Below are 23372 nucleotides of genomic sequence, written 5' to 3'. Positions count from 1 at the left end.
ACACCAGAGCCAACACCAACACCAGAGCCAACACCAACACCAGAGCCAACACCAACACCAGAGCCAACACCAACACCAGAGCCAACACCAACACCGACACCGACATCCAATTCAGAGCCAACACCAACGCCAGAGCAAACACCAACACCAACACCAGAGCCAACACCGACACCGACATCCAATCCCGAGCCAACACCGACACCGACATCCAATCCAGAGCCAACACCAACGCCAGAGCCAACACCGACACCAACACCACTACCAGAGCCAACGCTACTACCAGAGCCAACACCAACACCACTACCAGAGCCAACGCTACTACCAGAGCCAACGCTACTACCAGAGCCAACACCGACACCGACACCACTACCAGAGCCAACGCCACTACCAACCCCAACGCTTGAGGGGAGCAGCGGTGAGACCCTAATTGGCACTGACAATAATGACTTAATCACAGGTCGTCAAGGTGATGATGTGTTAATCGGTAAGTTGGGAAATGACACTCTTGTGGGTGGATTGGGTAATGACTTGCTCTATGGCAATCAAGGCAAAGACGTTCTCAACGGCAATCAGGGAAACGATTCTCTTTACGGTGGTAAAGGCAAGGATGTTGTTCGCGGCGGCAAGGATAATGACCTGGTTTTAGGAGATTCAGGAGATGATGCCCTCTTCGGAGACATGGGAAATGATACTGTCTATGGCGGTAAAGATAATGATGTTGTCCACGGCGGTAAGGACGATGACCTAGTTTCCGGGGACTTGGGAAATGACACCCTTTTTGGAGACAGGGGAAATGATACTGTTAGCGGTGGCGTTGGTGATGACCTGCTCAATGGCGGTTTAGGCAATGATTCGCTGATAGGTGGTGATGGTCGCGATCGCTTTGTGCTGAACTCTGGTGCCGGAGTGGACACCATTACTGATTTCCAGACTGGTCAAGATTTACTGGGATTAAGCGGCGGTCTAAGATTTAACCAGTTGACCTTTAGCCAGGGTACAGGTATCCAGGCGCAGGACACCCTGATCCGTATCGCCAGCACTGGTGAGTTGTTAGCGTCTGTCACTGGTTTGTCATCAAGCTCGCTTACCCAAGATATGTTCGCTCTGATTTGATCCCAAATCCGGCTTAAATGGATGGGGAGGGTCGGCACGGGGGCACGACCCCTACAAAATACTGAGAATGAAACAGAAGAGCCCTCGGACGAAAGTTTGTGTGGTAGGGGCAATCCCCCCGTGGTTGCCCCTGTTTCAACCGCCGAATCATCAAAGGGCTGGCTAACTTTTGGACGATCGCGACCAAGAAAAGCTATATATTGGTCTATATTTTGGGGAACCATCATCAGCACTAATTCACCCATGACATCCACCGCCACGATCGCCACCCCCCTAAGCTGGACAGAATTAGAAGCCCTCACAGACTTTGAAGTCGATCGCGTCAACGGGCCAACCAACGCTCAAGCCCGCTTGCGCCTCTTCGGTAAAACCGAATCCGATGTGCGAGTCACCCTGTACCGCGACAACCACGCTTGGTGTCCCTACTGCCAAAAAATCTGGCTGTGGCTGGAAGAAAAAGAAATCCCCTACCGTATTGACAAAGTTACAATGTTCTGCTATGGAGAAAAGGAAAGCTGGTACAAGCGCAAAGTGCCATCGGGAATGCTACCGGCGATCGAACTAGACGGCCGCATCATCACCGAAAGCGATGATATCTTAATCGCCCTCGAACGAGTCTATGGCCCCTTGGGTTTGGGCATGGAAAACCCCGCAGTAATACCCATGCGGCGGTTAGAGCGACTGCTGTTTAGGGCCTGGTGCTCTTGGCTGTGCTACCCAGCAAGTTCAGCCAAAGTAGAACAACACAACCGCAACCAATTTATCAGCGTCGTCGCCCAGGTAGAAAAGGCCTTGGCTAGCACTCCGGGGCCTTATTTCCTCGATGAATTTGGCACTGCGGATGTCATCTTTACGCCCTACGTGGAACGGATGAATGCCAGTCTTTACTACTACAAAGGCTACTCGATGCGGGAAGAAAACCCGCGCTTTGCTGACTGGTTTGCGGCGATGGAAACCCGCCCTACCTATCGCGGCACTCAGAGCGATTTTCACACCCACGTCCACGATTTACCACCTCAGATGGGCGGGTGTTATGAAAACGGCGAACCTCAGATGCTACTCAATAAAGCCCGCGTGGATAATGGGCCTTGGGCTGGACTGCCGGATGTGATGTATCCAGAACCGGAAACTTCTCGCGCTGAAGCACTTCACCGCGTCATTAAGCACCACGGCAACATCGTTCGAGTCAATCCTGCTGATGACAACTTATTTGATGAGGCTTTGCGTTGTGCTTTAACTTTGATGATGACTGGCGAAGTTTGTACGCCGCCGGCTGGTTCTGATGCGGCTTTGCGGTATTTGCGCGATCGGGTGAATGTGCCCCGTGATATGTCCATCTACGCGGCGAAGCGATTGAGGGAAGCGTTGGAGGAAACGGCGGCTTTGGTGGGTGATGGCCAAGGTTCTCCGATTCTGCTGAAGCATCGGCGAGATCAAGATCCGGCTAATTTTGTGTATAGCGATCCTAAATGAATTGTTTAATTGTTGTAGGGGCAAACCCCCCGTGGTTGCCCCGATCCGTGGGGGTAGGCACTCTTAGCACTACCCCTACATATTTGTACTGATTTAGGATTGCTATAGGGGGCGTCTGATAGATTTGCTCAAAGGTTTCTACAAACACGACATTACCAATTTGTAAGGTACGATCGGGTTATTCCTAAGCGGTTTGAGAGGCTATGGGTATGGTTTCAGTATCCAACAACCAACCAATTATTATTCGTACAGAGCGCGGACTGACAATTTCAGGTACGCGCATCACTCTCTATGATGTGATGGACTACCTGACGGCTCAATATCCCCCGAAGTTTATCCGTTCCTTGTTTGACTTAACAGAGGAGCAGATTAACGTTGCTTTATCCTACATTGAGGCAAATCGTGCAGAAGTCGAAGCAGAATATCAAATTGTTTTAAGGCAAGCTAAGGAAATTCAGCATTACTGGGAAGAACGCAATCGCGAACATTCTGCCCGCGTTGCAGCGATGCCACCCAAACCCGGTCGAGAGGCTCTTTGGGCAAAACTTCAAGAGCAGAAAGCCAAACACGAACTAGAAGCATGAATTTTCTCATCGATCGCAATCTCGGAGGTCATGCAGAGATTTTATTAGGAAATATTGCGAGTCAAGGCTGGTTAAATCTACTCCCAATTCGTTTTGTCACTTTCAAGCAGATGAATTTGTCGATCGACAGTAACGATCGAGTTGTTTGGCGACTTGCTCAGGCAAATCAGATGATTTTGCTTACTGCCAACCGCAGCATGAAGGGTGAAGACTCCCTGGAACAGGTGATCCGAGAAGAAAATACAGTGGATTCCCTACCTGTGATTACGATTGGAGATGCCGATCGATTTTTAGCCGATCGAGTCTATCGAAACCGCCCAAGTTGACCGTATTCTGGAAATCTTGCTGGATATCGAAACCTGGATGGGCGTTGGTCGTCTTTTTGTTCCGTAAGGTGAGCCAATAACTAAGGCAGTGCTGCTAGCCGAACAAGCCAAAAAAACTGCGTTTCCAACACTATCGAGTATTTTTTATGAAAGTATCTATCTCTTTGCCAGATGAGCTAGTGCGTTACATTGACGATCGTGTAGAAAATCGCAGTCGGCTAATTGAGCTTTTATTGCAAGCATGGCGCAAACAACAAGAACAGGAGGCAATGGTAGAAGCCTGTTTATTGCTGGATGAACTGAGCGATGAATTAGCCGATGAGGATGAAGCATGGCAGCAAGCAGCGATTACCGACTGGGAAGCATCTGGCTCGTGAATTTCGATCCTTGAGTCGGTACAGAAATCCGCAAGACTCGATCGGCGGTAATTATTTCAGGAACTGCTTTTAATCAACGCAGTAAAGTTACAGTTCTGCCCATCACTTCTGCTGTTCCAAACGAGCATTTACGGCCCATTATTTTGCCAGTAATTCCTTCGACTCTCAATGGTCTGAGTACCGAGAGTTTTATCGTGTGCGTCGATCCGATGACGTTTGATAAACGCAGACTTGTGCGCTGTCTTGGGCAATTGGAGTTGCACCAAATACCAGAAATTAAACAGATTTTGGCTCGATATTTAGAACTTGAAGAGTAGGGTAATGGAAAAGCTGGGGGGCTAAAAATATAGCATCGAGTAATGAAGGATTTCTCGATAGTTGAAATATTTTCCTAGATTTCGCCCTTTGGCATCGGTTGGTAGCATGGCTAGTGATTACTTTTTAGATCCCGATCGCCCCTGAAATTAACCCTTAGTAGTGGCGGTATAGCGATCGCTTAGTTTTTGGAGTCTCATATTTTCTTTGATCTCATCATGGGGAATTAAGACATATTTCCAAGGTTTGCCACCGTGCTTTAGCATATAGTCCGAAGCATATTGACACCATTGAACTGCGACATCTTTCTTAGCAAGCACTTGAGGATTGTCAATTTCATTTCGAGCTTTTGGTTCCAGCATATAGATAACTTCTTCTGTTTCAGCCACAAAATCTGGTTGATATTCTGAATATTTTCCCTGCCATTTGTAATAAAGCTGAAATTGTCCTTTTGCGGGTTTAAACCATTTGATTGCATCCCGTTCTAAAATCAGTGCTAGTATTCTTTCTGCTTCCGATTCAAATTTCTGTTCTCGATAGAGGCATTTGGAGAAGCCTGTAAACAGATATTTGGACATATTGCTTTTGTCTCGTGGCGAAGATTGATAATCAAGGCAATTCTTAGCATTTGTAGTGTAGGCGCTATCTTTTAATGCTGTAAAACCTTTACTGATTCTGACCTCATAACCTGTTGTTTCTTCCCAGAAATGTGGCTGCATTTGGCTATGGACAAAATTGGCAATTTCCCTTTGGTAACAGCGTAAAACTTTGTGTGTATCTTCTTCGGATAAGTAGGTCATAAGATGGCTAAGAACTTGACCCGCCAGGTCATAGAGTAAATCAGCGTGTTCGTCATAGCAAATATCATCGAAGTTGACTAAATTTTTGACAATATAGTTTTCTAGCCGTGATTCTTCAAAGTTTTCTTTGATAATTCCCATAAATTCAACTTTATTCGTTGTTAGCGATTGAATATGTAATTCTTCTTGGGAGGGAACGGGATAATTTAAGCCTGTGATATCTAGGGCAAAAGACCTGAAACCCGATCGCACTTGCCCTTTAGGAATAACAAGAATCTTAGGAATATTGATGGTTTGCTGGATAACTAAATTCGTTGTTTTCGCAACGATCGCTTCAATATCTGGAGGTGCTATTATACCTTCAAGTTCCATTTGTGCGGGTTGATATTCTCTAGCTACGGCTTCGCGCACCCTTCCCTGAACTTTTGGGGATGCGAGATGGGCGGTGGTTGGGACTTCTTCGGGGCGGCTTTCAAGCTTTAGGATTTCTTGGTATGTAAGCTGTGCAATCTTTTGTTCTATAGGTGATTGAAATAGGGATTGTTGAATATTTTGGGGTTCGGTTGCAGGTAAATTATCAGGTAAATTAATGGGTTGTTCGGGGTGAAGTCCTAGATTTTGGGCTAGTTGCGATCGCGAAATTACTGTTTGTGTCTTTTGCTGTAAGTCTTCATCTGTGAGGATAATTTGTTTCAGGCGGATTTGGGATTCTGGGCGCTTTGCTTCATCGACAATTTCTTGAAACTTGTCATGGGCGACGATATTTAGGCGATCGACAATTTCGACACCTGTACGCATTCCATAGGGCAAACGCAAGCCCCTTCCAATAGATTGCTCGATCAGGATTTTAGAATTTGCGGCTCTCAGAGGGACAATTGTATAGAGGTTGGTGACATCCCAACCTTCTTTGAGCATATTTACATGGATAACTATTTCAGTAGGTTCATCGGTATGTTCTACTTTGAGCAATCGCTCTACCATTTCATCTTCTTGAGCGCCCGTTTTACTAGAATCAACTTGAATAACTTTATGTTTATAATTTCCTTCGGAAAACTCATCAGATTGAATGAGTTCCATGAGTTTTGAGGCGTGGGTAGTGTCACGGGCAATCACTAACAGAAAGGGTTTAACAATTTGTTTTCCAGTTTGAATAGCATAGGTTTCTAATTCAGCTTTAATATTTTCATGGAGATAGATGCCGTCTTCTAGTTTAAGACGCTCGATCGCGTCTGGTGACATTGCTCTAGGGTTAAAGTCTTTGCGGGTGACGACTGCTGGATCTTTAATAAATCCATCGGTTATGGCACGTCCGAGGGGATAGTCATAGATGACATTTTTGAAAGCTACTGAACCTTTATTGGTTTCGATAAAGGGTGTGGCGGTAAGTTCTAGCCCCATTAATGGTTTTAATTCGTTAATAGCGCGAACTCCTGCTGATGCGCGATATCGGTGCGATTCATCCATTAGAATTACGAGGTCTTTTAATTGAGACAGGTAATCAAAATAGCTTTCGCCAATATATTCGGATAGTCGTTTGATTTTGGGGCTTTTACCGCCGCGTACTTCTGAGTTAATTTTTGAGATATTGAAAATATTAATTTTGCATGAAATTTGTTGATCTAAGATCGTTCGCGCATTCATTTCATAGTTGTCACCTGTGATGATGACTGGTGGAGAGAGCGCAAATTCAGAGATACCCGTAAATACATACTTTGAGGTGTTGGGCGTGAAATCGGTAATTAGTTTGTTATAAATGGTCAGGTTTGGGGCAAGGATAAAGAAGTTTTTAATGTTATATGCTAGGTATAAGTAACTAATAAAAGCGCCCATGAGTCGAGTTTTACCAACACCTGTGGCTAGGGCAAAACATAGGGATGGGAAGTCGCGCTCGAAGTCAGTAAACGTTGGGAATTCTTTTTTGATGGCAACTAAACTTGTTTCTCTATCTATGATGTCTGGGAGGGATAAGAGTTTACAAATGCGATCGAGAATTTCTAAAGATTGGCGCTGGGGATGGCGCAGACTGAGACGATTAGAAATATTATTAACAAGTTGATTTATCATAGGTATCCATGTCAAATAGTGTTAATTGTCCGAACTTTGGGGGTGCTTTTGGCAAGTTTTCAATTTTTAGGCTGTAATCATCATGTCCCCATTCACACCGTGAAAGGATTTGTTTAGGAATTTTTTTAACGGTGAGGTTTGGGAATATGTCGGTTTGACCTCGAAAGGCGGTACATAAAACAAGTAGGGTGCGCTCTTGTCCTACTTCGTCTGCAAGTTTGGATAGTTGTTCGTGACTAAGATTTTGGGTGGTGACATAGATAAAGTCGCTTTCGGTGGAATAGCCATGTTGCCAATAGAAGGTGTCTGATGGTGCGTAGGTGAAACCTTCGATTTTGCAGAGTGCTTCGGCAAGCATCGCGGCGTTATAGTTTTTATTGATTACCCAGTTATCCCATTTGTCTTTTTCTAGTAGGGATGGTGCAAGATGATAGTATCGAAACCCGCCGCCACCTTTCCAGTTAACTGCTTTGCTAATTCCACCTTGATCTTCGCCATCAATTACTTTTTTGAGTCGGGGAATGATATGAGTATGACAATGTTCGCCGAGTTCAATCATGATCCAGCGTCTTCCCATTTTATGGGCGACTGCGCCTGTTGTTCCTGAACCTGCAAACGAATCAAGAACAATATCTTTGGGATTAGTGGCAAGTTGAAGAATACGTTCTAGTAGCTTTTCAGGTTTAGGAGTTGAAAAGGGTTCTTGTGCATTAAGTTGCAACTGCTCTCGTTTAGCATCTTGATTATGACCCACTTCTTCCCATGTCCATATTGTTTGTGGTACTCCTCCTTTGTCAGAAACCGCACTTAATAATCTCTTGAAGCGAGGTACAGAGTTCTTTCCTTCTACTCCCCAATACACTAAGCCCTGTTGTTCATTATCTTCATGTCTCTCACGCGAATATCTCCATACTGCCGTTTTCTTAGGGAGAATAATTTCACCAGTATTTGGATTAGTGATTGGATAGTATAGATTAGGACGCTCATCAATAGATTTGTTACAAGTATAATTGTCTGATTGCCAAGCACCACGAGGATCATTGTCAGGGTTTTTGTATGCTGAGTTTGATTTTTCAGTTCTAGGAAGTCTATTCGGTTTCCAAGACGTTTTAACTTTCGCATAAACTAAAATGTGGTCGTGATCGTTACTGAACCAAAGTGCATCATTCGATGCCGCATACTTCTTCTGCCAGATTACATTCGCAACAAAATTTACGCGCCCAAAAATCTCGTCACACATCACTTTCAAATAATGCGCTTCATTATCATCAATCGTAATCCATAAAGAACCATCATTCGACAATAGATTACGCAAAATCTCTAAACGATCGCGCATTAAACCAAGCCAAATAGAATGTTCAACTCCATCATCATAATGTTCAAAAGCTGAGCCTGTATTATATGGCGGATCGATAAAAACACATTTAACTTTTCCTATAAACTCTGACTCCAAAGCCTTGAGAGCCAATAAATTATCCCCAAAGATTAAGCGATTATCAAAAATATCATTTTCACTCACCTGATGAGCCGCATGATAAGACATCTCTGGATCTTCCAGCAAAATTCGCGGCTCCAGCTTGGGGCGAATATCCTTACCAATCCAGGTTAATTCTAGTCTCTGCTTTTTAGTCATAATTAATCTTTTTCTCAACAGTTAAACTCTAGGAATATTCTGATTTTTAGTCTAATTATTCCTGGGATCTAACTCTTGCATCACCCTACTCGTTAAAGGAACAACATCGGTTAAACTCTTGAAAATTGCTAGATAACCCTTCTGGTCACTAGCAAATTGAGATTCAGCAATATTATAAATCAATTCGGCAAGCTCTAACGCAATTCGTGACAATTCTATTTGATCATCATCAGACAACTCAATCTCTACTTTATTGATCAATGGTTTATGGCGTCTTCCGAGAATATCCAGAATAAAAAATCTACCATGCTTATAAAACATCTTTTGTCAACCTGTTGCAGCATTTTCTGAAGCAGAAAAAATGCTATCTAAATATTGAAATATTCGCACATACCGACAAAGCATAATCCCTGAAATTTCATTACTAAAAAGAGTTGAATAATAACGCTTATAAAGTTGACCAATTTCTCTCTTTGCTGCAACCAATATTTCCGTATTACCACTAAAACAAGCAAGAGCAACTGCCGCCTGTTCAATTGTAATCGCATCCTGATTTCGCTCCGCCGATGGTCGATATTCATAAACAATATTCGATACCATACATTCCTGTCGCAAACGCTCTTGATTGGAATCTAACGCGGCAAAATAAACATCACGCACAGCATTTTGCGTATTTCTTGCCCCAGTAATTTTTTCGCCAATATTGTCAGTCTCCGTCCCCACTTCAATAATTGTAACTAATAACTTTGCATCAGCAGATATTGAACCATTAGCATTATAAACCGAAGCGATCGCTCCTACCGTTTGCGCGCCATTTACGACGGAAAAATCTTTTAAAGTAAATTGAGTTGATTCCTGTGTATGTCCCGATGTCAGACTAATTACCGAACAAGTAATCGTCAGACCATTGTTGAGATAAAATAGTTCAGATGGTTGCTCTTTGACAGTTTCCGCAATCGCTAAGTTAACATCCTCTGCACCTAGGTAATAACGGATATTTTTCTCAAAAAGCGACTTATTATGCTCTTGATATAAAGAGGCAAGTTCTGAAGCCTTAACCAATCCATAAAATGCCCTACGCGGCCGATCTAAACAATGCCACTTTTCCAAGGTCAAGACTACATCAACAGGGGCGATCGCGTGTTTTGCTGTCAACCAACCATGTGTTATGCTAATATTTAAATCTTGCCATTCAAAACGTTGATCGAACTGATTCAGTTCACTTTTTAACTGATTAAGATCCGTAATCACATGAGAACTCAGGCTTTCATCAAGATATATATTACAGCCAACTATTTTTACTCCGTTAGTATTTAAAGCATCTTCAACATCTTGCTGCAACCGCGCAAAGCCATCATTAAATTTCTGAAAACGTTGATGGACTAAATCTCTAATCCCATCACAAAATTTTTTATTATCACCCATATTTGGAGCATTCCCCGCCTTAGCCTGTACCAACAAAAGCAATTTTTTAATCCGATCGAAATAAATGGCATCAATCCCATTATCATTTTCCCCATTGACAATTGAGTTAGCCGCTTGAGCAGGGGTAAGATCGGCAAGATTGGCGATCGCAAATGCAGCCAAAGAACGACTCAATCGATTTTTTTCATGTTGCTCTGGTGTCCAGTTCCTCTGAAGCTGCGCGGTCATTTGAAAATAATCCTGCTTTAGTACCTCAATGATTTGAGTCTTTTTGGCATGGGTATTCGGCTTAGGCATTGAGCGATTATTAATATTTTAATTTTTTCTAGGAGCGGTAAAAAGTTAAGCTTAAAAGCTTAACTTTTTACTCACTAATATCTAAGCAACCTCTACGAACACACCGCTGCGAGCAAACTCCTCTTCTTCAGGACTAAAGACGGGAGCTCGATCCACAAGGTCAGGGTCAAAGTAATATGTCTCTTGTAAGAATTGTCCGGTGACGATCGCCTCCTCCAACTCCTTGATATAATCTTGGGCAACTAAGCAAGCCTCCTTGATGCCTTCCTCATCGCGCTTATCCAACAGCTTTTGCAAAGTTGCTCTCACCCCTGTCAGTCGTGCCGCAGGCTTGAGCATACCGTAGAGGCGGTACATCCGATCGGTGGCAATGCTAATGTGTTTGAGGGCCTTGGCTCGTGCTAGCTCAGAGTCAATGCTAGGCCAATAACGGGTGGTATAGAATGCTTTCTCATCCTTGTGATACCACTCCTCCGATCGCGCAATTGATGAGGAGACAGTATTGTGCAGCTTCCAGAAGAATAAGCGCAGGGAAGCGCCATCTACTACGGTCGATAACTTTGCCTCCATTGATACCTCAAAGTCATTCAGACGCGGGTCACGCCCAAGCACGAGGTACTCTACAGGGTACATTTCCACCTCTTTATTCTGCACGACGTAGGCGTTGAGGTGGTGGCGGCAGTAGGGGCAGGGATACATAGTGGCAAACAGCTTGAAAAAGTCCTTGAAGATTGCCACCAGAGTTTTTTGCTGTTGGGGGGTCTTGGTAGAGACGATTTCAGCCGTAGTGTGGAAGAAACGCCACACCGCAGGGCCAATATAATACGGGAAGCTGACGCGCATTTGTGAATTCTTTATTTCACTGCGATCGATATAAACGTCAATGAACGATACATATTGCGAGAGTTCGCCAGACTCGCGCCCAAACTCCAAGCGTTCGCGCCGTTTCTGTACCCCATTCAGGTAGTTGTGCGTCAAGCGCCATGCCTGTTTGAGCATTAGCTTCTGTTTTGGAGCGCATTTGGGAAAGCTTTCTACAACATCCGCCCCATAGCGCCCAAATTCCCCTGACGCCTTGGTGGCTTCGTACCACTGGTTTAAAGCTGCTTCGTCAGCCACCGTATTCAAGGGGATGTCTGCTGCTGTGCTGACGCTGAAGGCAGCCAGCAGCTTCGGCATAAAGTCTTCATACCAATAGGCGACTGGCATCATCGCACCATCGATTTCCTCTGAGGCATCCGAGAGGATGACGCGGTTCCACTTCTTCAGGTACTCTTTGGGATCTCCCTCAGATTTGACTGGTGGCGGTGCCATTTCCTCACTCAGTTCCATTTTTCTCAATCGGTTGAGTTCGTTGATGGCAAGCACACCCTCGGCGATGTCACGCAAGTTGAGACTTTTCTTCTTGATGGTGATGGCAAACTCGACTCCCGCCGCAAACTTTTCCTTGGCGCTGGCAGACTTACCCCGCGCTTCCAACATGGCTTTTTGTTCTGCCAACATTTCTGGAGTTTTTTCTATAGTCTTCCAGTTTTTGATGCGATCTTGTAGTCTGGCATATTCATCTTCGATCGATTTAACTACTGCATCCAGTAGAGGGTTGCACGCCGACTCTACTACACCCAATCCTTTATAAAGCCCGATCGCACATCTGACAAATTGCACAAAATCAACGATTCTGTAGGGCAAGTTTCTCACGCGCAGGTGAGTCTCGTGGTTGGCCGAGAAACTCTCACGGAAGCTGCGGTAGGCTGCTCCCTGGATCAGACGAAACAAACCAATCTGCATCTGCAAGCGGGAGGTACCGCGCTTGCTCTCAGCTTGTGGGTGTTGCGCGAGTAGTTCTTTTAGGCGCGCTATTTCTGGATTGCTATCGTTGGGTGCTTCTTGTAGATTAGGTTCAATAGTGGCAGAATCTGCCTCATTGATAGCAGTTGCTGTAGTTGCGATCGCAGCCGCTGTACTGTCTGAAATCTCGGTTGTCTGTGTGCTGACAACCGGAACCGGCGAGTCTTGATATCCGGTTGCGATCTCTGACTCATCGGGTACCAGTTTGCAGAATTCCTTAAAGTCAATTGAGGCATCGCCGTCATGATCTACCTCTTTGATGATCTCATCGAGCTCTTGCTCTGTCAGCCCAAACTGGCTCATCACGCCGTGCAGCTCGTCTCTGGTGATTTGACCGCTACCGTTTTCATCAAATACACTAAATGCCATTTTGAGACGACTCTGGCGATCGCCTTGGTGGGACACCATCAGCATTTTGAATTCCTCAAAATCGATACTGCCAGACAAGTCTACGTCCACTTCTTTGATCATGTCGCGCAGATCGGTTTCGTTAGGACTCTGGCCTAGCGATCGCATCACTTGACCCAGTTCTTCTGATGAGATAGCACCGCTCCCGTCCGCGTCAAATACTTTAAAAGCTTCCCATAACTTTGCCACATCTTCTTCAGTTATGGCTTTTTTTTCAAGCTGCACAGATGTCATCACTAAATCCTCCCTGATTTTTTATTGGCTGTCTATTGATTATGACCAATATACTTTAATTCCTGATGAGTTACGCAACGGTATTATCAAATCCAAGGGGGTTGCCGATTTCTCCCACTTTGGCTTGTGACCGTCGATCTATCAGTTTGATATTACTCCCAGTAATTTTCCCAATCATCCTTAAAAGCTTGCTGCAATCTCTGCATATACGCATCAGTCTTAATCTTCACCATCCACAGATTATTAGCATTGCGGCCTCCCTTGCACACAACACCTTCATCTACACCGTATTTCCCCTTGCGAACATCGTCCATAAACTTGCCCGTCAGTTTGCCGCGATAAATCACTCGCGCAATATTTAATTTACCAAAATCCTGAATAAACCGATCGGGAACAACCATACCGCCCTCAGTTTCCACATCAAAAAGCACCAGTTGTTTGCGATCGTCCTTTTTGTGCCTTCCCGCAAACGAGTTAGCACCAAAAAACTCTGTAAACACAGTAATTTCAGGGCAGTGATACAGTTCGTTCTCTCGAAATATAGACTCTAAGGGACTAGCAAAGTCTCTTTTAAATATTTCCGGTGCTTCTTCTAAACCTGGATGTGCAGCATTAAATTCTGCAATTCCCATCTCATCCAAATCAAATCTACTGCGGCGCGTACCAAAAGCATACCAACCAAGTTCAACTTCCCAAACCCAATGCAAATTAGTGCCATCGTACTTCTCAAAAGCTACACATTGTTCGTAAGGGCAATTTTTACTATCTGGAATTTTGGGATAGGCAAGAAGCATAAGTCGTGCGTTAGCGAAGCTTGCAGAAGACGATCGCTCCGCAACAAAAGAGACTATTCTCAGTTTACGCCATAACCGACGAAAGCGTTTGCCATAAAACGATCGCGGTTTTTCCCGTACCGAACTCCTGGAGTATTGCTATCTATATCTTTGAAGGCGTAAAAAGTTAACTGATATCTTGCACCATTGTCAAGAACGGGCTCTCCGGCCCGTTCCACAAAGAATGAGTTTTCTTGTGGAACGGGCCGGAAAGCCTGTTCCTAAACGGGCTCTCCGGCCCGTTCCACAAAGAATGAGTTTTCTTGTGGAACAGGCCGAAAAGCCTGTTCCTAAACAAGTAATTGAGAATGGTGCAAGATGTGAGTTAAGCTGAAAAACTTAAGTTTTTACTGACTGATATTCAAGTAGCCTCTACGAACACACCGCTGCGAGCAAACTCCTCTTCTTCAGGAGTGAATACAGGAGGTTCATCCACAAAGTCAGGGTCAAAGTAGTATGTCTCTTGTAGGAATTGTCCCGTGACGATCGCCTCGTCCAACTCCTGGATGTAATCTTGAGCAACTAAGCATACCTCCTTGATGCCTTCCTCATCCCTCTTATCCAACAGCTTATGCAATATTGCTCTCACCCCTGTCAGTCGTGCTGCGGGCTTGAGTATAGTGTAGAGGCGGTACATCCGATCGGTGGCAATGCTGATTTGTTTGAGGGCTTTGGCTTGTGCTAGCTCAGACTCAATGCTGGGCCAATAACGGGTGGTGTAGAATGCTTCCTCATCCTTTTGATACCACTCCTCCGATCGCGCAATTGATGAGGAGACAGTGTTGTGCAACTTCCAGAAGAATAAGCGCAGGGACGGGCCATCTACTACGGTGGACAGCTTTGCCTCCATTGATACCTCAAAGCTATTCAGACGCGGGTCGCGCCCAAGCACGAGGTACTCCACAGGGTAAATTTCCACCTCCTTATTCTGCACGACGTAGGCGTTGAGGTGGTGGCGGCAGTAGGGGCAGGGATACATACTGGCAAACAGGTTGAAGAAGTGCTTGAAGATGGCCACCAGAGTTTTTTGCTGTTGGGGGGTCTTGGTAGAGACTATCTCAGCCGTAGTGTGCAAGAAACGCCACACCGCAGGGCCAATATAGTAAGGGAAACTGACCCGCATTTGTGAATTCTTTACTTCAGTGCGATCGATATACACATCGATGAACGCCACATATTGCGAGAGTTCCCCAGACTCGCGCCCAGACTCCAAGCGTTCGCGCCGTTTCTGTATCCCATTGAGGTAGTGGTGCGTCAAGCGCCATGCCTGTTGAAGCATCAGCTTCTGTTTTGGAGCGCATTTGGGAAAGTTTTCTGCAACATCCGCCCCATAGCGCCCAAATTCCCCTGACGCCTTGGTGGCTTCGTACCACTCGTTTAAAGCTGCTTCATCAGGCACCGTGTTGAAGGGAATGTCTGCTTCGGTAATGACGCTGAAGGCAGCCAGCAACTTCGGCATAAAGTCTTCATACCAATATGCTACTGGCATCATCGCACCATCTATTTCCTCTGATGCCTCCGAGAGGATGACGCGGTTCCACTTCTTCAGGTACTCCTTGGGATCTCCCTCGGATGGGGCTGGTGGCGCTGCCATGTTCTCACTCAGCTCCAGGTTTCGCAGTCGGTTGAGTTCGTTGATGGCAAGCACACCTTCGGCAATGTCACGCAAGTTGAGACTATCCTTTTTGATGGTCATTGCCAACTCCACTGCCGCCCCAAACTTCTCCTTGGCGGTGGCAGACTTATCCCGCGCCTGCAACATGGCTTGTTCTTGGGCCAACATTTCAGGAGTTTTTTCTATGGTTTTCCAGTTCTTGATGCGATGCTCTAGTCGGGCATATTCATCTTCGAGCGATTTAACTACAGCATCCAGTAGAGGGTTGCACGCCGACTCTACTACACCCAATCCCTTATAAAGCGCGATCGCACTCCTGACAAATCGCACAAAATCAGCAATTTTGTATGGCAAGTCTCTCACGCACAGGTGAGTCTCGTGGTTGGCACAGAAACTCTCGCGGAAGCTGCGGTAGGCTGCTCCCTGGATCAGACGAAATAAACCAATCTGCATCTCCAAGCGGGACGTACCGCGCTTCTTCTCAGCTTGTGGGTGTTGGGCGAGTAGTTCTTTTAGCCGCGCTATTTCTCGATTGCAACCGGTGGGTGGTTCTTGTAGATCTTGTAGATTAGGTTCAATAGTGGCAGAAGCTGCCTCGTTGACAGCAGGGGCTATACTTTCGAGCGCAGCGGCTGTACTATCTGAAATCTCGGTTGTTTGTGTACTGACAACCGGAATCGGCGAGTCTTGATCTGCTGTTGTGAGCTCTGGCTCATCGGGTATTAGTGTGCAGAATTCCTCAAAGTCAATTAAGGCATTGCCGTCATGGTCTGCCTCTTCGATGATCTCATCGAGCTCTGGCTCTGTCAGCCCAAACGGGCTTATCACATCCTGCATCTCGTTTTTAGTGATTTGACCGCTACCGTTTTCATCAAATACACTAAATGACATTTTGAGACGACTCTGGCGATCGCCTTGCTGGGATACCATCAGCATTTTGAATTCCTCAAAATCGATACTGCCAGACTTGTCTAAGTCCACTTCCTCGATCATTTCGCGCAGCTCGGTTTCGTTAGCACTCTGTCCTAGCGATCGCATCACTTGACCGAGTTCTTCTGATGAAATAGCACCGCTCCCGTCCGCGTCCAATACTTTGAACACTTCCCATAACTTGGCCTCCTCTTCTTCAGTCATGGCTTTTTTTTCAAACTCCACAGAGGTCATACTAAATTTTCCCGGATTTTTTTATTTTATGTCTATTAATTATCGCTAATATAAGTAGGGAATCACAAAAAAACAATAATATTTTGTAAGCTTTTGTAGGGGCTGGTTTCGCCTAGAATATATACTAAGAGAGATGTGATGAGTGCCAAACTCTGGCTATCATGTAATGTTTATTTGAACCCACTTACTTTAATTCCTGATGAATTACGAAACTGTTACAAATGATACTATAACTCTGCATAGTTGCCAGGGTTATCGCAAGGAGTGGGCGTTTTAGTTGGTAAATTAAAGAGTTAGAAAGCGATCCGTATTTAAGTCAATCAAGAGTTTTTCTGGTTGAAATTTGACAGTTGACTGTGGGTCGATAAACTCAAAATTGCGCTGATAGATCGAAGATACATATGATTGCCACTTGACTCGACTTTGTGATTCCGATGAAGCGCGGATTTGAGCTGAAGCGGTTAGAGTGCGATCTAGACTGAAGGGCGAGATCCTTTTGCATCAGGATTTGAGTTAAAAGTAGGCGCAATATTCGGTCATAGTTGAGTGAATTTAAATCATCTATAGCGGTTCTCAAAAAAGTGAGGTATGCCCTATGCCCTATGCCCTATGTCCTATGCCCTAGGCCGGATAGTACCTCATCTTTCTGAAAAAGGCTATATGATAGCAATCCTATTTCATTGGTTAACAATTTTTATGCCCAGCACGCGATCGAGTCGAAGAGGGGGTTTTAACGATTTCCCCCCTTCCCGTTCTAGTTAAAAATCTCTCAGTTGAGCAGTTTGAACCGGAACTTCTTTAATCTGGGCACCGCGGCGCACCTTCAGTTTTAGAATTTGACCGATTTGGCTGTTTTCCACCAAATTTTGCAACTGTTCGGGTTCAGTCACTCCCTCGCCGTCAATTTGAACGATGACATCCCCCTTGCGAATCCCTGCTTCCTCAGCAGGCGTATTTGGCACAACTCGCATCACTAACACCCCTTTCACTTCCGGCACAATTAAAGGAGCATTGGGGTCAGAATTATTCTCTCTGGCCATTTCAGGAGTCAAAGCAATCATCTGAATCCCTAAAAACGGATGGCTGACTTGTTCTCCCTTGGCTAACTGCGCGTAGATGGCCTTGGCTTTGTCGATGGGAATCGCAAACCCAATACCCATTGCATCGGCTCGAATCGCCGTGTTGATGCCAATCACTTCTCCTCTGCTGTTTAACAGGGGGCCACCGGAATTGCCGGGATTGATGGCGGCGTCGGTTTGAATGAAATCAAGGCGCTTGTCGGGAATGCCGACGGCTGCACTGGAGCGTTTGAGGGTGCTGATGATGCCTAAAGTGACGGTGTTGTCAAATCCCAGGGGGTTCCCCACGGCGATCGCCCAATCTCCCACTTTCACCGCGTCGGAATCTCCCAAGGTGGCCGTCGGCAGGTTTAATTGCTTGGTATTAATTTTGACAACCGCCAAATCTGTTACTTCGTCAGTACCTTGCACTTCTCCTGGAAATGTTCTGCCGTCGTTTAAGGTGACTGTCACTCGATCGGCTTTGTCAACTACGTGAGCGTTGGTTAAAACAATCCCGCTTTTGTCAATGATGAAGCCAGAACCTTGACCGCGCAACCGTTCTTGTCTGGGGGTCAGGCTGCGTAAATCTTCTCCCAAAAATCTGCGGAAGAAGGGGTCTTCCATTAAGGGGTCGAGGTTGCGACTGACGGTGCGCTCGGTATCAATACGAACAACTGCCAGCCCGACTCGATCGACAGCCGCTGTCACAAAACTGCCGGTGTCCCCTGGGAGTTCCGAGCCCCGCAGCGCTAACAGTTGCGGATTCGCAGCGGTGGCTGGGAAACTCTGGAACTGTAAGTTGGGCGGATTGCTGCCATCAGCGGCGGTAGCGGGTGCAGGATTGATTGCTAACGCACTCAGGGCGATCGTCATTCCTAAAATTAGGGCGAACCAACGATCACCGGTTCGAGGGGCGGGGCGAAAAAACTTAAATAGTCGCATAGCGTCAATCTTTGTTAGTCTGGGTTAGTCTGGTAAGGGTGTGCGATCGTGCGGACTCAATAATCTGTCACCATAAAGATCCTAAATATATTTTGACAGTTACAATACATGAGTCACTAGCCCGCACCAACTCAACATATTCTGAATTCTAACTTTTAAATTTCCCTCGTAATACCAGTTTCAAAAAAAGAATGCAACTCTAGGCCCCTGGGCCCAACCATTACCAAATCACTCATTCCCAATCTAAAATCTAAAATCTAAAATCTAAAATGGTATAACCCCAATGATTCTATCTGATACTTCTACTGACAAATCCTTGCCCTCAAATTCCCACCACCATCACGACGCTGAATCAGCCCACCCTCACCATCACGATGAAGAATCGAGGCGGCGGCTGGTAAATCGCTTGTCTCGGATTGAGGGACACGTCCGCGGCATTAAAACAATGGTGCAAGAAAACCGTCCCTGTCCCGAAGTTCTCGTGCAAGTTGCTGCAGTTCGAGGCGCGCTCGATCGCGTAGCGAGAATCATTCTTGACGAACACTTAACTGAGTGCATCGCCAGAGCCGCGAAAGAAGGCAATATTGATACCGAAATTGAAGAGTTGAAAGCGGCTTTGGATCGGTTTTTGCCTTAGCCGCTGCCAATTTTTACATCATATAACAAAACCTGCCAATTATACCAAACTTCCAAGTTATGATTTCTGGCCAATTTTTTAAGCATCTTTCACAAACGCGGGAAAAGCATCAAATCTTCTCCCCTTCACCCCCATTGCCACAACATATAATTTATATGATCCGCAGTTGAGGAGAGCGAGTTTTGTTAAAAAACGATTAGTCAGGTTTGTCGTAATGACGCAACTCCTCAAAATCTTCAAAAGCTGACGGTTAACCATTAGATAATCGGTGCTTAATCCGACGTGGTATGAACTGTCTAGACTTTCGTCAGCTTGGCTTTTAGGTGGTATCTGACTGTTGCATAAACCGCTTTATAGGAAGCCTCAATGCTGTATTCCTGCTGCAACCACTCTTGAATCTCTCCATAGCTTTTAAAGCCTTCCTGGGGGTTGCTGAGGCGCATTGCCAAACTAGCGCGGGCCAGAGGAGGAATGGCAGGCTTGCGGCCGCCGCTGTGCTTTGTTTCGAGGAGTCCTTCGAGTCCGTCAGATCGGTACTTTCTCAGCCACCGCTGCACTGTAATTCGATTTACCCCGATCGTCATTGCCAATTCTTTAACTGTCTTAACGTGACAAATTTTGAACAGGTAAAGTGCTTGAATCTTTTGAAAGCCACTTGCTGTTTTTTGTTCATTTAACAGGTTTTTTAGTTCTTCAATTGTCTCTGTGATGCTAAGTTTACATACTCCAGCCATATCAATTACCTCACGATTCGCGTTCTACAATACCTTTGTTTGACAAGGGAGCAAAAGCCGCTCCCATCCTAAATGCTGACCTTTTGTTTGCCCTGAAGCAATACAAAAGCGATCGTTCTCATTAAACTTTTTCCTTCCTGGAGGCACTCAGACCCTCAGAAACCGGATTATTTTAACCTGGAGCAAGGTTGCAACGATTTTTTTGGTAAAAAACCCGGTTTCTGGGTCAGTTTTGTATTTGATGGACAAGCGTCATTGCTAATACTGATAGCCGTTAACCGATCGACTCTAAGATTAGCGGCAATAGGTGACTCTTAAGGAATACCATTTATTCTTTTATTGTTAAACATCTATCATGGTTTTCCTGGTATCTCTTGGTAATTTTTGCGAACGTATGGGCGATTTTTAGTCATTAGGTGCTAGCAAACAAGCGAATGTCTGTACACCAGCGATCGCATTTTTATACAGACATTCCCCTACTCCCAGAAGTGCATTTCTGGCTTTCGCTGTGCGAGAAATATTGATACATCAACACTCTCATTACCCGGAGCCGGTAGCGCCGAGTGACGTTGCAACCGACTTTCACAGCAAGCGGGCAAGTATCCGTGAAACTACTGGCTTTATCGCCAATTGAGTAAAACACGACGAGGGGGCATTGTCAATTTCTCAGCATTACAGTATAAGTATCGGCTATTTTTGCCCGCCTGCTGTGATCGAAAGCGGAGTTCCTATGTGATCCTACTAGCATTTTTTTGTGATTCTGGTCACATTGCTACTCAGTAAGCTCAACAACCCATAAAAAGTTATGGGTTGGATCGGAGTTTCCACGTAGAATCTTTGGGATTTAGTTAGGAAGTGCGATCGAACTTGTTGTTAAAATTTTGAAAGATAAATTTTTAACCAAAGGGAAAAGAGAATGCAGCTTTGTCCTTCACCCTGACCAAACCATCTAATTTATACTCAAACGTTGCAGATTGAGGGAAGTTTCACCCTGGGTGTGAATATTTCAGAATCTAAAACTGCAGAACATCCGGTGCAACCAGCTTGCTGACAGTATTCTTCATTTAAAAGGTGTAGAGAAGCCACAATGAACGTTGACGAACTGCTCAAGCTATATGCAATAGGAGAAAGAAATTTTAGCGGGGTCTACCTGCACGAGGTCTACCTCTACGAAGCAGAATTGATTGGAGCCAATCTGTATGAAGCCGACCTGATTGGAGCCAATCTCAGCAAAGCCAAACTTAACAGAGTCAACTTTGGCAAAGCCAATTTGTGCAAGATTAATTTGAGCAAAGCAGACTTAGGTGGAGCCGACCTCACAGAAGCACTTTTACTTGAAGCTAACTTGAATCGAGCTGAGTTGATGGGAGCAAATCTCAGTAAAGCAGACTTGAGCGGAGCTTCCCTGATCCAAGCAACTTTAATTGGAGCCAACATATCAAGGGCAACACTCAGCCGTGCCGACTTGCACGGAGTAAATTTTTACGGAGTAAACTTGCGTAGGGCCGTACTCACAGAATGCGATTTAATTGGGGCCAACTTGAGTAAAGTAGACCTTAGCGGAGCCGACTTAATGGGGGCGAGTCTAATTAGGGCAGACTTGACTGAAGCGATTTTAAGTGCGTCAGACTTAAGCGGAGCCAACCTGTTGGGAGCAAACCTCACAAAAGTCAACCTGAGCGGAGTATATCTTAAGGGTACAACGATGCCCGACGGCACGATTCACGACTAATTTATTTGTTAATTTTTATGGTTGCCGAGAACAGCGGCTAAAGGGTAATGAGCTTTTCATAAAAATTTTACGGGAAGCGGGAAACGAGCGTGGCTTTAGCCCTGAGAAGGAAGAACACGGGGATTTCAATCCCCGTGTTCTTTCTTCTTTAATTTGCCGAATGATGGGGGTCTTCTATGTATTTTTTCACGACCTCGCTACTAATATTGCCTGCTGTACTAACAAAATAGCTGCTCGTCCATAAAGATGGCAGCTTTTTCAGTTCAGGAAACTCAGCCATTAAATGGTGACTAGAACGCCCTTTGAATACTTTAATCACCAACGCAGGGGTGTCCATCGGCTTAACAGCTACGAACAGATGTACGTGATCTGGCGCTACCTCCAAGGCTAGAAGATCCCAACCTTTCTCGGTTGAAAGCGCTAAAAATATTTCTCGAAGTCTAGTTACTATGTCACCGACCAGAACTTTCTTGCGACGCTTAGGAATAAACACGAAGTGGTAGTTAAGTAGGAACTTAACGTGGTTGTGCGTTTGGTATTCGGGAAGTGGCAACATAAAGTTTTGTTGATATCGATTGAATTGTCAACTCTACTTATCTAAACTGAATAAATCACTTTTAGGAAAAAGAGGTGGCTAAAGTCAAAAGAACAATGGGAATACAGCAAGTATTGCTATCTCCCACTGAAGAAATTGAGGCGGTATTAGATTATCTTTGTCGGCAATCTGGCACCCTGTATAACAGTGCTGTCTATTTAGCTCGTCAGACATTTTTCAAGACAGGAAAACTGCTGACTGGAAAATTTGATTTATCTTTTGAACCGTCAATTTCCAAGTCAATTGTTGCTAAGTCGTTGCCTTCAACCCCCATGCAACAAACCTTGATGTCCGTTACGGAGGCGTTTAAAAGTTTCAAAGAGTTAAGGGCTTTGTACGTCCAGAATCAATTGCACTTTAAGCCTAAGCCTCCGAGCTATCTAACAGGGTCTAAGCTGTTCAAAGTAGCTTACCCAAATTCTGGAGGACTGAAGCCAACACTTGTCGGCAATCAGTTGAGATTTTCCTTGGGTGTGACAGTGCGGCGGTGGTTTGGGATTTCTGAATTCTTTCTGCCCATGCCGTCGAACATTGATTACTCTAAAGTTAAAGAATTCACTATTCTCCCTAAAAATGGTGTTTTCTACTTGGAAATGTCTTACGAAGTAGAATTACAGAAGCACGATTTAGATCCTAGTCAAGCGCTGTCAATCGATTTGGGAACTGCTGAGAATTTAGCTGCTTGCGTTGACACGTTAGGAAATTCTTTCTTGATTGATGCTCGCGCTATGAAGGCAATGAATCAGCTATGGAATAAGAAAGTTGCAACCAGGAAGGAAGGAAAGCCCACAGGTTATTGGGATAGCTGGCTAGACCGTGTAACCCGCAAGCGCAATCACCAAATGCGCGACGGACTCAACAAATCGGCTAAATTAATTATTGACCACTGCTTAAAGCATGGTATCGGTAATTTAGTGATTGGATGGAACCAAGGTTTTAAATCCAAGGCCGACATGGGTAAACTGAACAATCAAAAATTTGTTCAAATGCCTTTAGTAAAGTTGAAAGACCGATTAAAGCAACTCTGCAAATTGCACGGTATTAAGTTTACTGAAACAGAAGAAGCATACAGTTCTAAAGCTAGCGTGCGTTTCGTTCTGAAGAAACCCAGAAATGGGGGGAATTCAGGCTCTAGCAAGGTAATCCAATATGGATTGAGTTC

At 45.1% G+C, this 23372-nt stretch carries 19 protein-coding genes; 9 read left to right on the top strand and 10 right to left on the bottom strand.

Translation table 11 applies throughout. The annotated features are described in order from the left end of the window. From QUB35_RS30805 to QUB35_RS30780, 6 genes are all read left to right on the top strand, one after another. Positions 1-1113: calcium-binding protein (locus QUB35_RS30805; protein ID WP_333145426.1), on the top strand; the 1113-nt coding region annotated here is incomplete at its 5' end. 120 nt (positions 1114-1233) lie between these two features. Further along, positions 1234-2586, top strand: a complete 1353-nt coding sequence (locus tag QUB35_RS30800; protein ID WP_445252051.1) for a glutathione S-transferase family protein — start codon at positions 1234-1236, stop codon at positions 2584-2586. A 209-nt stretch (positions 2587-2795) separates the two neighbouring features. Next, positions 2796-3170, top strand: coding sequence for a DUF433 domain-containing protein (locus QUB35_RS30795; RefSeq protein ID WP_333145425.1), 375 nt, complete (start codon positions 2796-2798; stop codon positions 3168-3170). Then, a complete protein-coding gene (locus QUB35_RS30790) occupies positions 3167-3496 on the top strand; it encodes an ACP S-malonyltransferase (protein ID WP_333145423.1) in 330 nt (109 codons plus the stop codon). The genes QUB35_RS30795 and QUB35_RS30790 overlap by 4 nt, the downstream gene beginning before the upstream one ends. Before the next feature lie 146 nt (positions 3497-3642). Further along, positions 3643-3873: a hypothetical protein gene (locus QUB35_RS30785; protein ID WP_333056803.1), complete on the top strand. Its 231-nt coding sequence runs from the start codon at positions 3643-3645 to the stop codon at positions 3871-3873. A gap of 26 nt (positions 3874-3899) precedes the next feature. Then, positions 3900-4190 (top strand): type II toxin-antitoxin system PemK/MazF family toxin, encoded by a 291-nt coding sequence (locus QUB35_RS30780; protein WP_333145432.1) that lies wholly within the window; start codon positions 3900-3902, stop codon positions 4188-4190. Positions 4191-4337: 147 nt separating this feature from the next. On the opposite strand, the gene QUB35_RS30775 is transcribed toward QUB35_RS30780, so the two are convergent. The 8 genes from QUB35_RS30775 to QUB35_RS30740 form a co-directional block, all read right to left on the bottom strand. Further along, positions 4338-7052, bottom strand: a complete 2715-nt coding sequence (locus QUB35_RS30775; RefSeq protein WP_333145421.1) for a DEAD/DEAH box helicase family protein — start codon at positions 7050-7052, stop codon at positions 4338-4340. After that, complete coding sequence (locus tag QUB35_RS30770) at positions 7033-8685, bottom strand: site-specific DNA-methyltransferase (protein WP_333145420.1); 1653 nt, start codon at positions 8683-8685, stop codon at positions 7033-7035. Before QUB35_RS30770 ends, QUB35_RS30775 begins: the two co-directional genes overlap by 20 nt. Positions 8686-8736: 51 nt before the next feature. Next, entirely contained in the window at positions 8737-9006 is a 270-nt protein-coding gene (locus QUB35_RS30765) for a hypothetical protein (protein ID WP_333145419.1), read from the bottom strand. Positions 9007-9012: 6 nt separating this feature from the next. Further along, a complete protein-coding gene (locus QUB35_RS30760; RefSeq protein ID WP_333145418.1) occupies positions 9013-10407 on the bottom strand; it encodes an AIPR family protein in 1395 nt (464 codons plus the stop codon). 81 nt (positions 10408-10488) lie between these two features. Continuing rightward, complete coding sequence (locus QUB35_RS30755; protein WP_445252050.1) at positions 10489-12897, bottom strand: EF-hand domain-containing protein; 2409 nt, start codon at positions 12895-12897, stop codon at positions 10489-10491. A gap of 152 nt (positions 12898-13049) precedes the next feature. Next, on the bottom strand, positions 13050-13691 hold the full coding sequence (locus QUB35_RS30750; RefSeq protein ID WP_333145416.1) for an RNA ligase family protein: 642 nt from the start codon (positions 13689-13691) through the stop codon (positions 13050-13052). 400 nt (positions 13692-14091) lie between these two features. Continuing rightward, the gene (locus tag QUB35_RS30745) at positions 14092-16479 is read right to left on the bottom strand and encodes an EF-hand domain-containing protein (protein WP_333145414.1); all 2388 of its coding nucleotides are present in this window, start codon (positions 16477-16479) and stop codon (positions 14092-14094) included. A 788-nt stretch (positions 16480-17267) separates the two neighbouring features. Continuing rightward, entirely contained in the window at positions 17268-18512 is a 1245-nt protein-coding gene (locus QUB35_RS30740; RefSeq protein ID WP_333145413.1) for an HhoA/HhoB/HtrA family serine endopeptidase, read from the bottom strand. 283 nt (positions 18513-18795) lie between these two features. Here QUB35_RS30740 and QUB35_RS30735 point away from each other — a divergent pair, with 283 nt between their 5' ends. Next, the gene (locus QUB35_RS30735) at positions 18796-19149 is read left to right on the top strand and encodes a metal-sensitive transcriptional regulator (RefSeq protein ID WP_333145411.1); all 354 of its coding nucleotides are present in this window, start codon (positions 18796-18798) and stop codon (positions 19147-19149) included. A gap of 296 nt (positions 19150-19445) precedes the next feature. Here QUB35_RS30735 and QUB35_RS30730 read toward each other — a convergent pair whose 3' ends face one another. Further along, positions 19446-19883 (bottom strand): helix-turn-helix domain-containing protein, encoded by a 438-nt coding sequence (locus tag QUB35_RS30730; RefSeq protein WP_333145410.1) that lies wholly within the window; start codon positions 19881-19883, stop codon positions 19446-19448. Positions 19884-20970: 1087 nt separating this feature from the next. Here QUB35_RS30730 and QUB35_RS30725 point away from each other — a divergent pair. Beyond that, the gene (locus QUB35_RS30725) at positions 20971-21615 is read left to right on the top strand and encodes a pentapeptide repeat-containing protein (protein WP_333056817.1); all 645 of its coding nucleotides are present in this window, start codon (positions 20971-20973) and stop codon (positions 21613-21615) included. Positions 21616-21763: 148 nt separating this feature from the next. Here the strand turns inward: QUB35_RS30725 and tnpA are convergent, their stop codons facing one another. Then, complete coding sequence (gene tnpA / locus QUB35_RS30720) at positions 21764-22171, bottom strand: IS200/IS605 family transposase (RefSeq protein ID WP_333145409.1); 408 nt, start codon at positions 22169-22171, stop codon at positions 21764-21766. A 74-nt stretch (positions 22172-22245) separates the two neighbouring features. On the opposite strand from tnpA, the gene QUB35_RS30715 reads away from it, so the two are divergent. Beyond that, positions 22246-23372 (top strand): transposase (locus QUB35_RS30715; RefSeq protein ID WP_333145407.1); only part of this gene is annotated, 1127 nt, incomplete at its 3' end.

It is taken from the genome of Microcoleus sp. B13-B6 (assembly GCF_036705405.1).
Lineage (GTDB): Bacteria > Cyanobacteriota > Cyanobacteriia > Cyanobacteriales > Microcoleaceae > Microcoleus.
This window is presented reverse-complemented; position numbering and strand designations above follow the sequence as displayed.

What these genes read in the sequence shown, in the direction of transcription:
- QUB35_RS30785 (WP_333056803.1), top strand. Translation starts at nt 3,643, where the DNA reads ATGAAAGTATCTATCTCTTTGCCAGATGAGCTAGTGCGTTACATTGAC.
- QUB35_RS30730 (WP_333145410.1), bottom strand. Translation starts at nt 19,883, where the DNA reads ATGGCTGGAGTATGTAAACTTAGCATCACAGAGACAATTGAAGAACTA.
- QUB35_RS30790 (WP_333145423.1), top strand. Translation starts at nt 3,167, where the DNA reads ATGAATTTTCTCATCGATCGCAATCTCGGAGGTCATGCAGAGATTTTA.
- QUB35_RS30765 (WP_333145419.1), bottom strand. Translation starts at nt 9,006, where the DNA reads ATGTTTTATAAGCATGGTAGATTTTTTATTCTGGATATTCTCGGAAGA.
- QUB35_RS30775 (WP_333145421.1), bottom strand. Translation starts at nt 7,052, where the DNA reads ATGATAAATCAACTTGTTAATAATATTTCTAATCGTCTCAGTCTGCGC.
- QUB35_RS30745 (WP_333145414.1), bottom strand. Translation starts at nt 16,479, where the DNA reads ATGACTGAAGAAGAGGAGGCCAAGTTATGGGAAGTGTTCAAAGTATTG.
- QUB35_RS30725 (WP_333056817.1), top strand. Translation starts at nt 20,971, where the DNA reads ATGAACGTTGACGAACTGCTCAAGCTATATGCAATAGGAGAAAGAAAT.
- tnpA (WP_333145409.1), bottom strand. Translation starts at nt 22,171, where the DNA reads ATGTTGCCACTTCCCGAATACCAAACGCACAACCACGTTAAGTTCCTA.
- QUB35_RS30760 (WP_333145418.1), bottom strand. Translation starts at nt 10,407, where the DNA reads ATGCCTAAGCCGAATACCCATGCCAAAAAGACTCAAATCATTGAGGTA.
- QUB35_RS30750 (WP_333145416.1), bottom strand. Translation starts at nt 13,691, where the DNA reads ATGCTTCTTGCCTATCCCAAAATTCCAGATAGTAAAAATTGCCCTTAC.
- QUB35_RS30740 (WP_333145413.1), bottom strand. Translation starts at nt 18,512, where the DNA reads ATGCGACTATTTAAGTTTTTTCGCCCCGCCCCTCGAACCGGTGATCGT.
- QUB35_RS30795 (WP_333145425.1), top strand. Translation starts at nt 2,796, where the DNA reads ATGGTTTCAGTATCCAACAACCAACCAATTATTATTCGTACAGAGCGC.
- QUB35_RS30735 (WP_333145411.1), top strand. Translation starts at nt 18,796, where the DNA reads ATGATTCTATCTGATACTTCTACTGACAAATCCTTGCCCTCAAATTCC.
- QUB35_RS30770 (WP_333145420.1), bottom strand. Translation starts at nt 8,685, where the DNA reads ATGACTAAAAAGCAGAGACTAGAATTAACCTGGATTGGTAAGGATATT.
- QUB35_RS30755 (WP_445252050.1), bottom strand. Translation starts at nt 12,897, where the DNA reads ATGACATCTGTGCAGCTTGAAAAAAAAGCCATAACTGAAGAAGATGTG.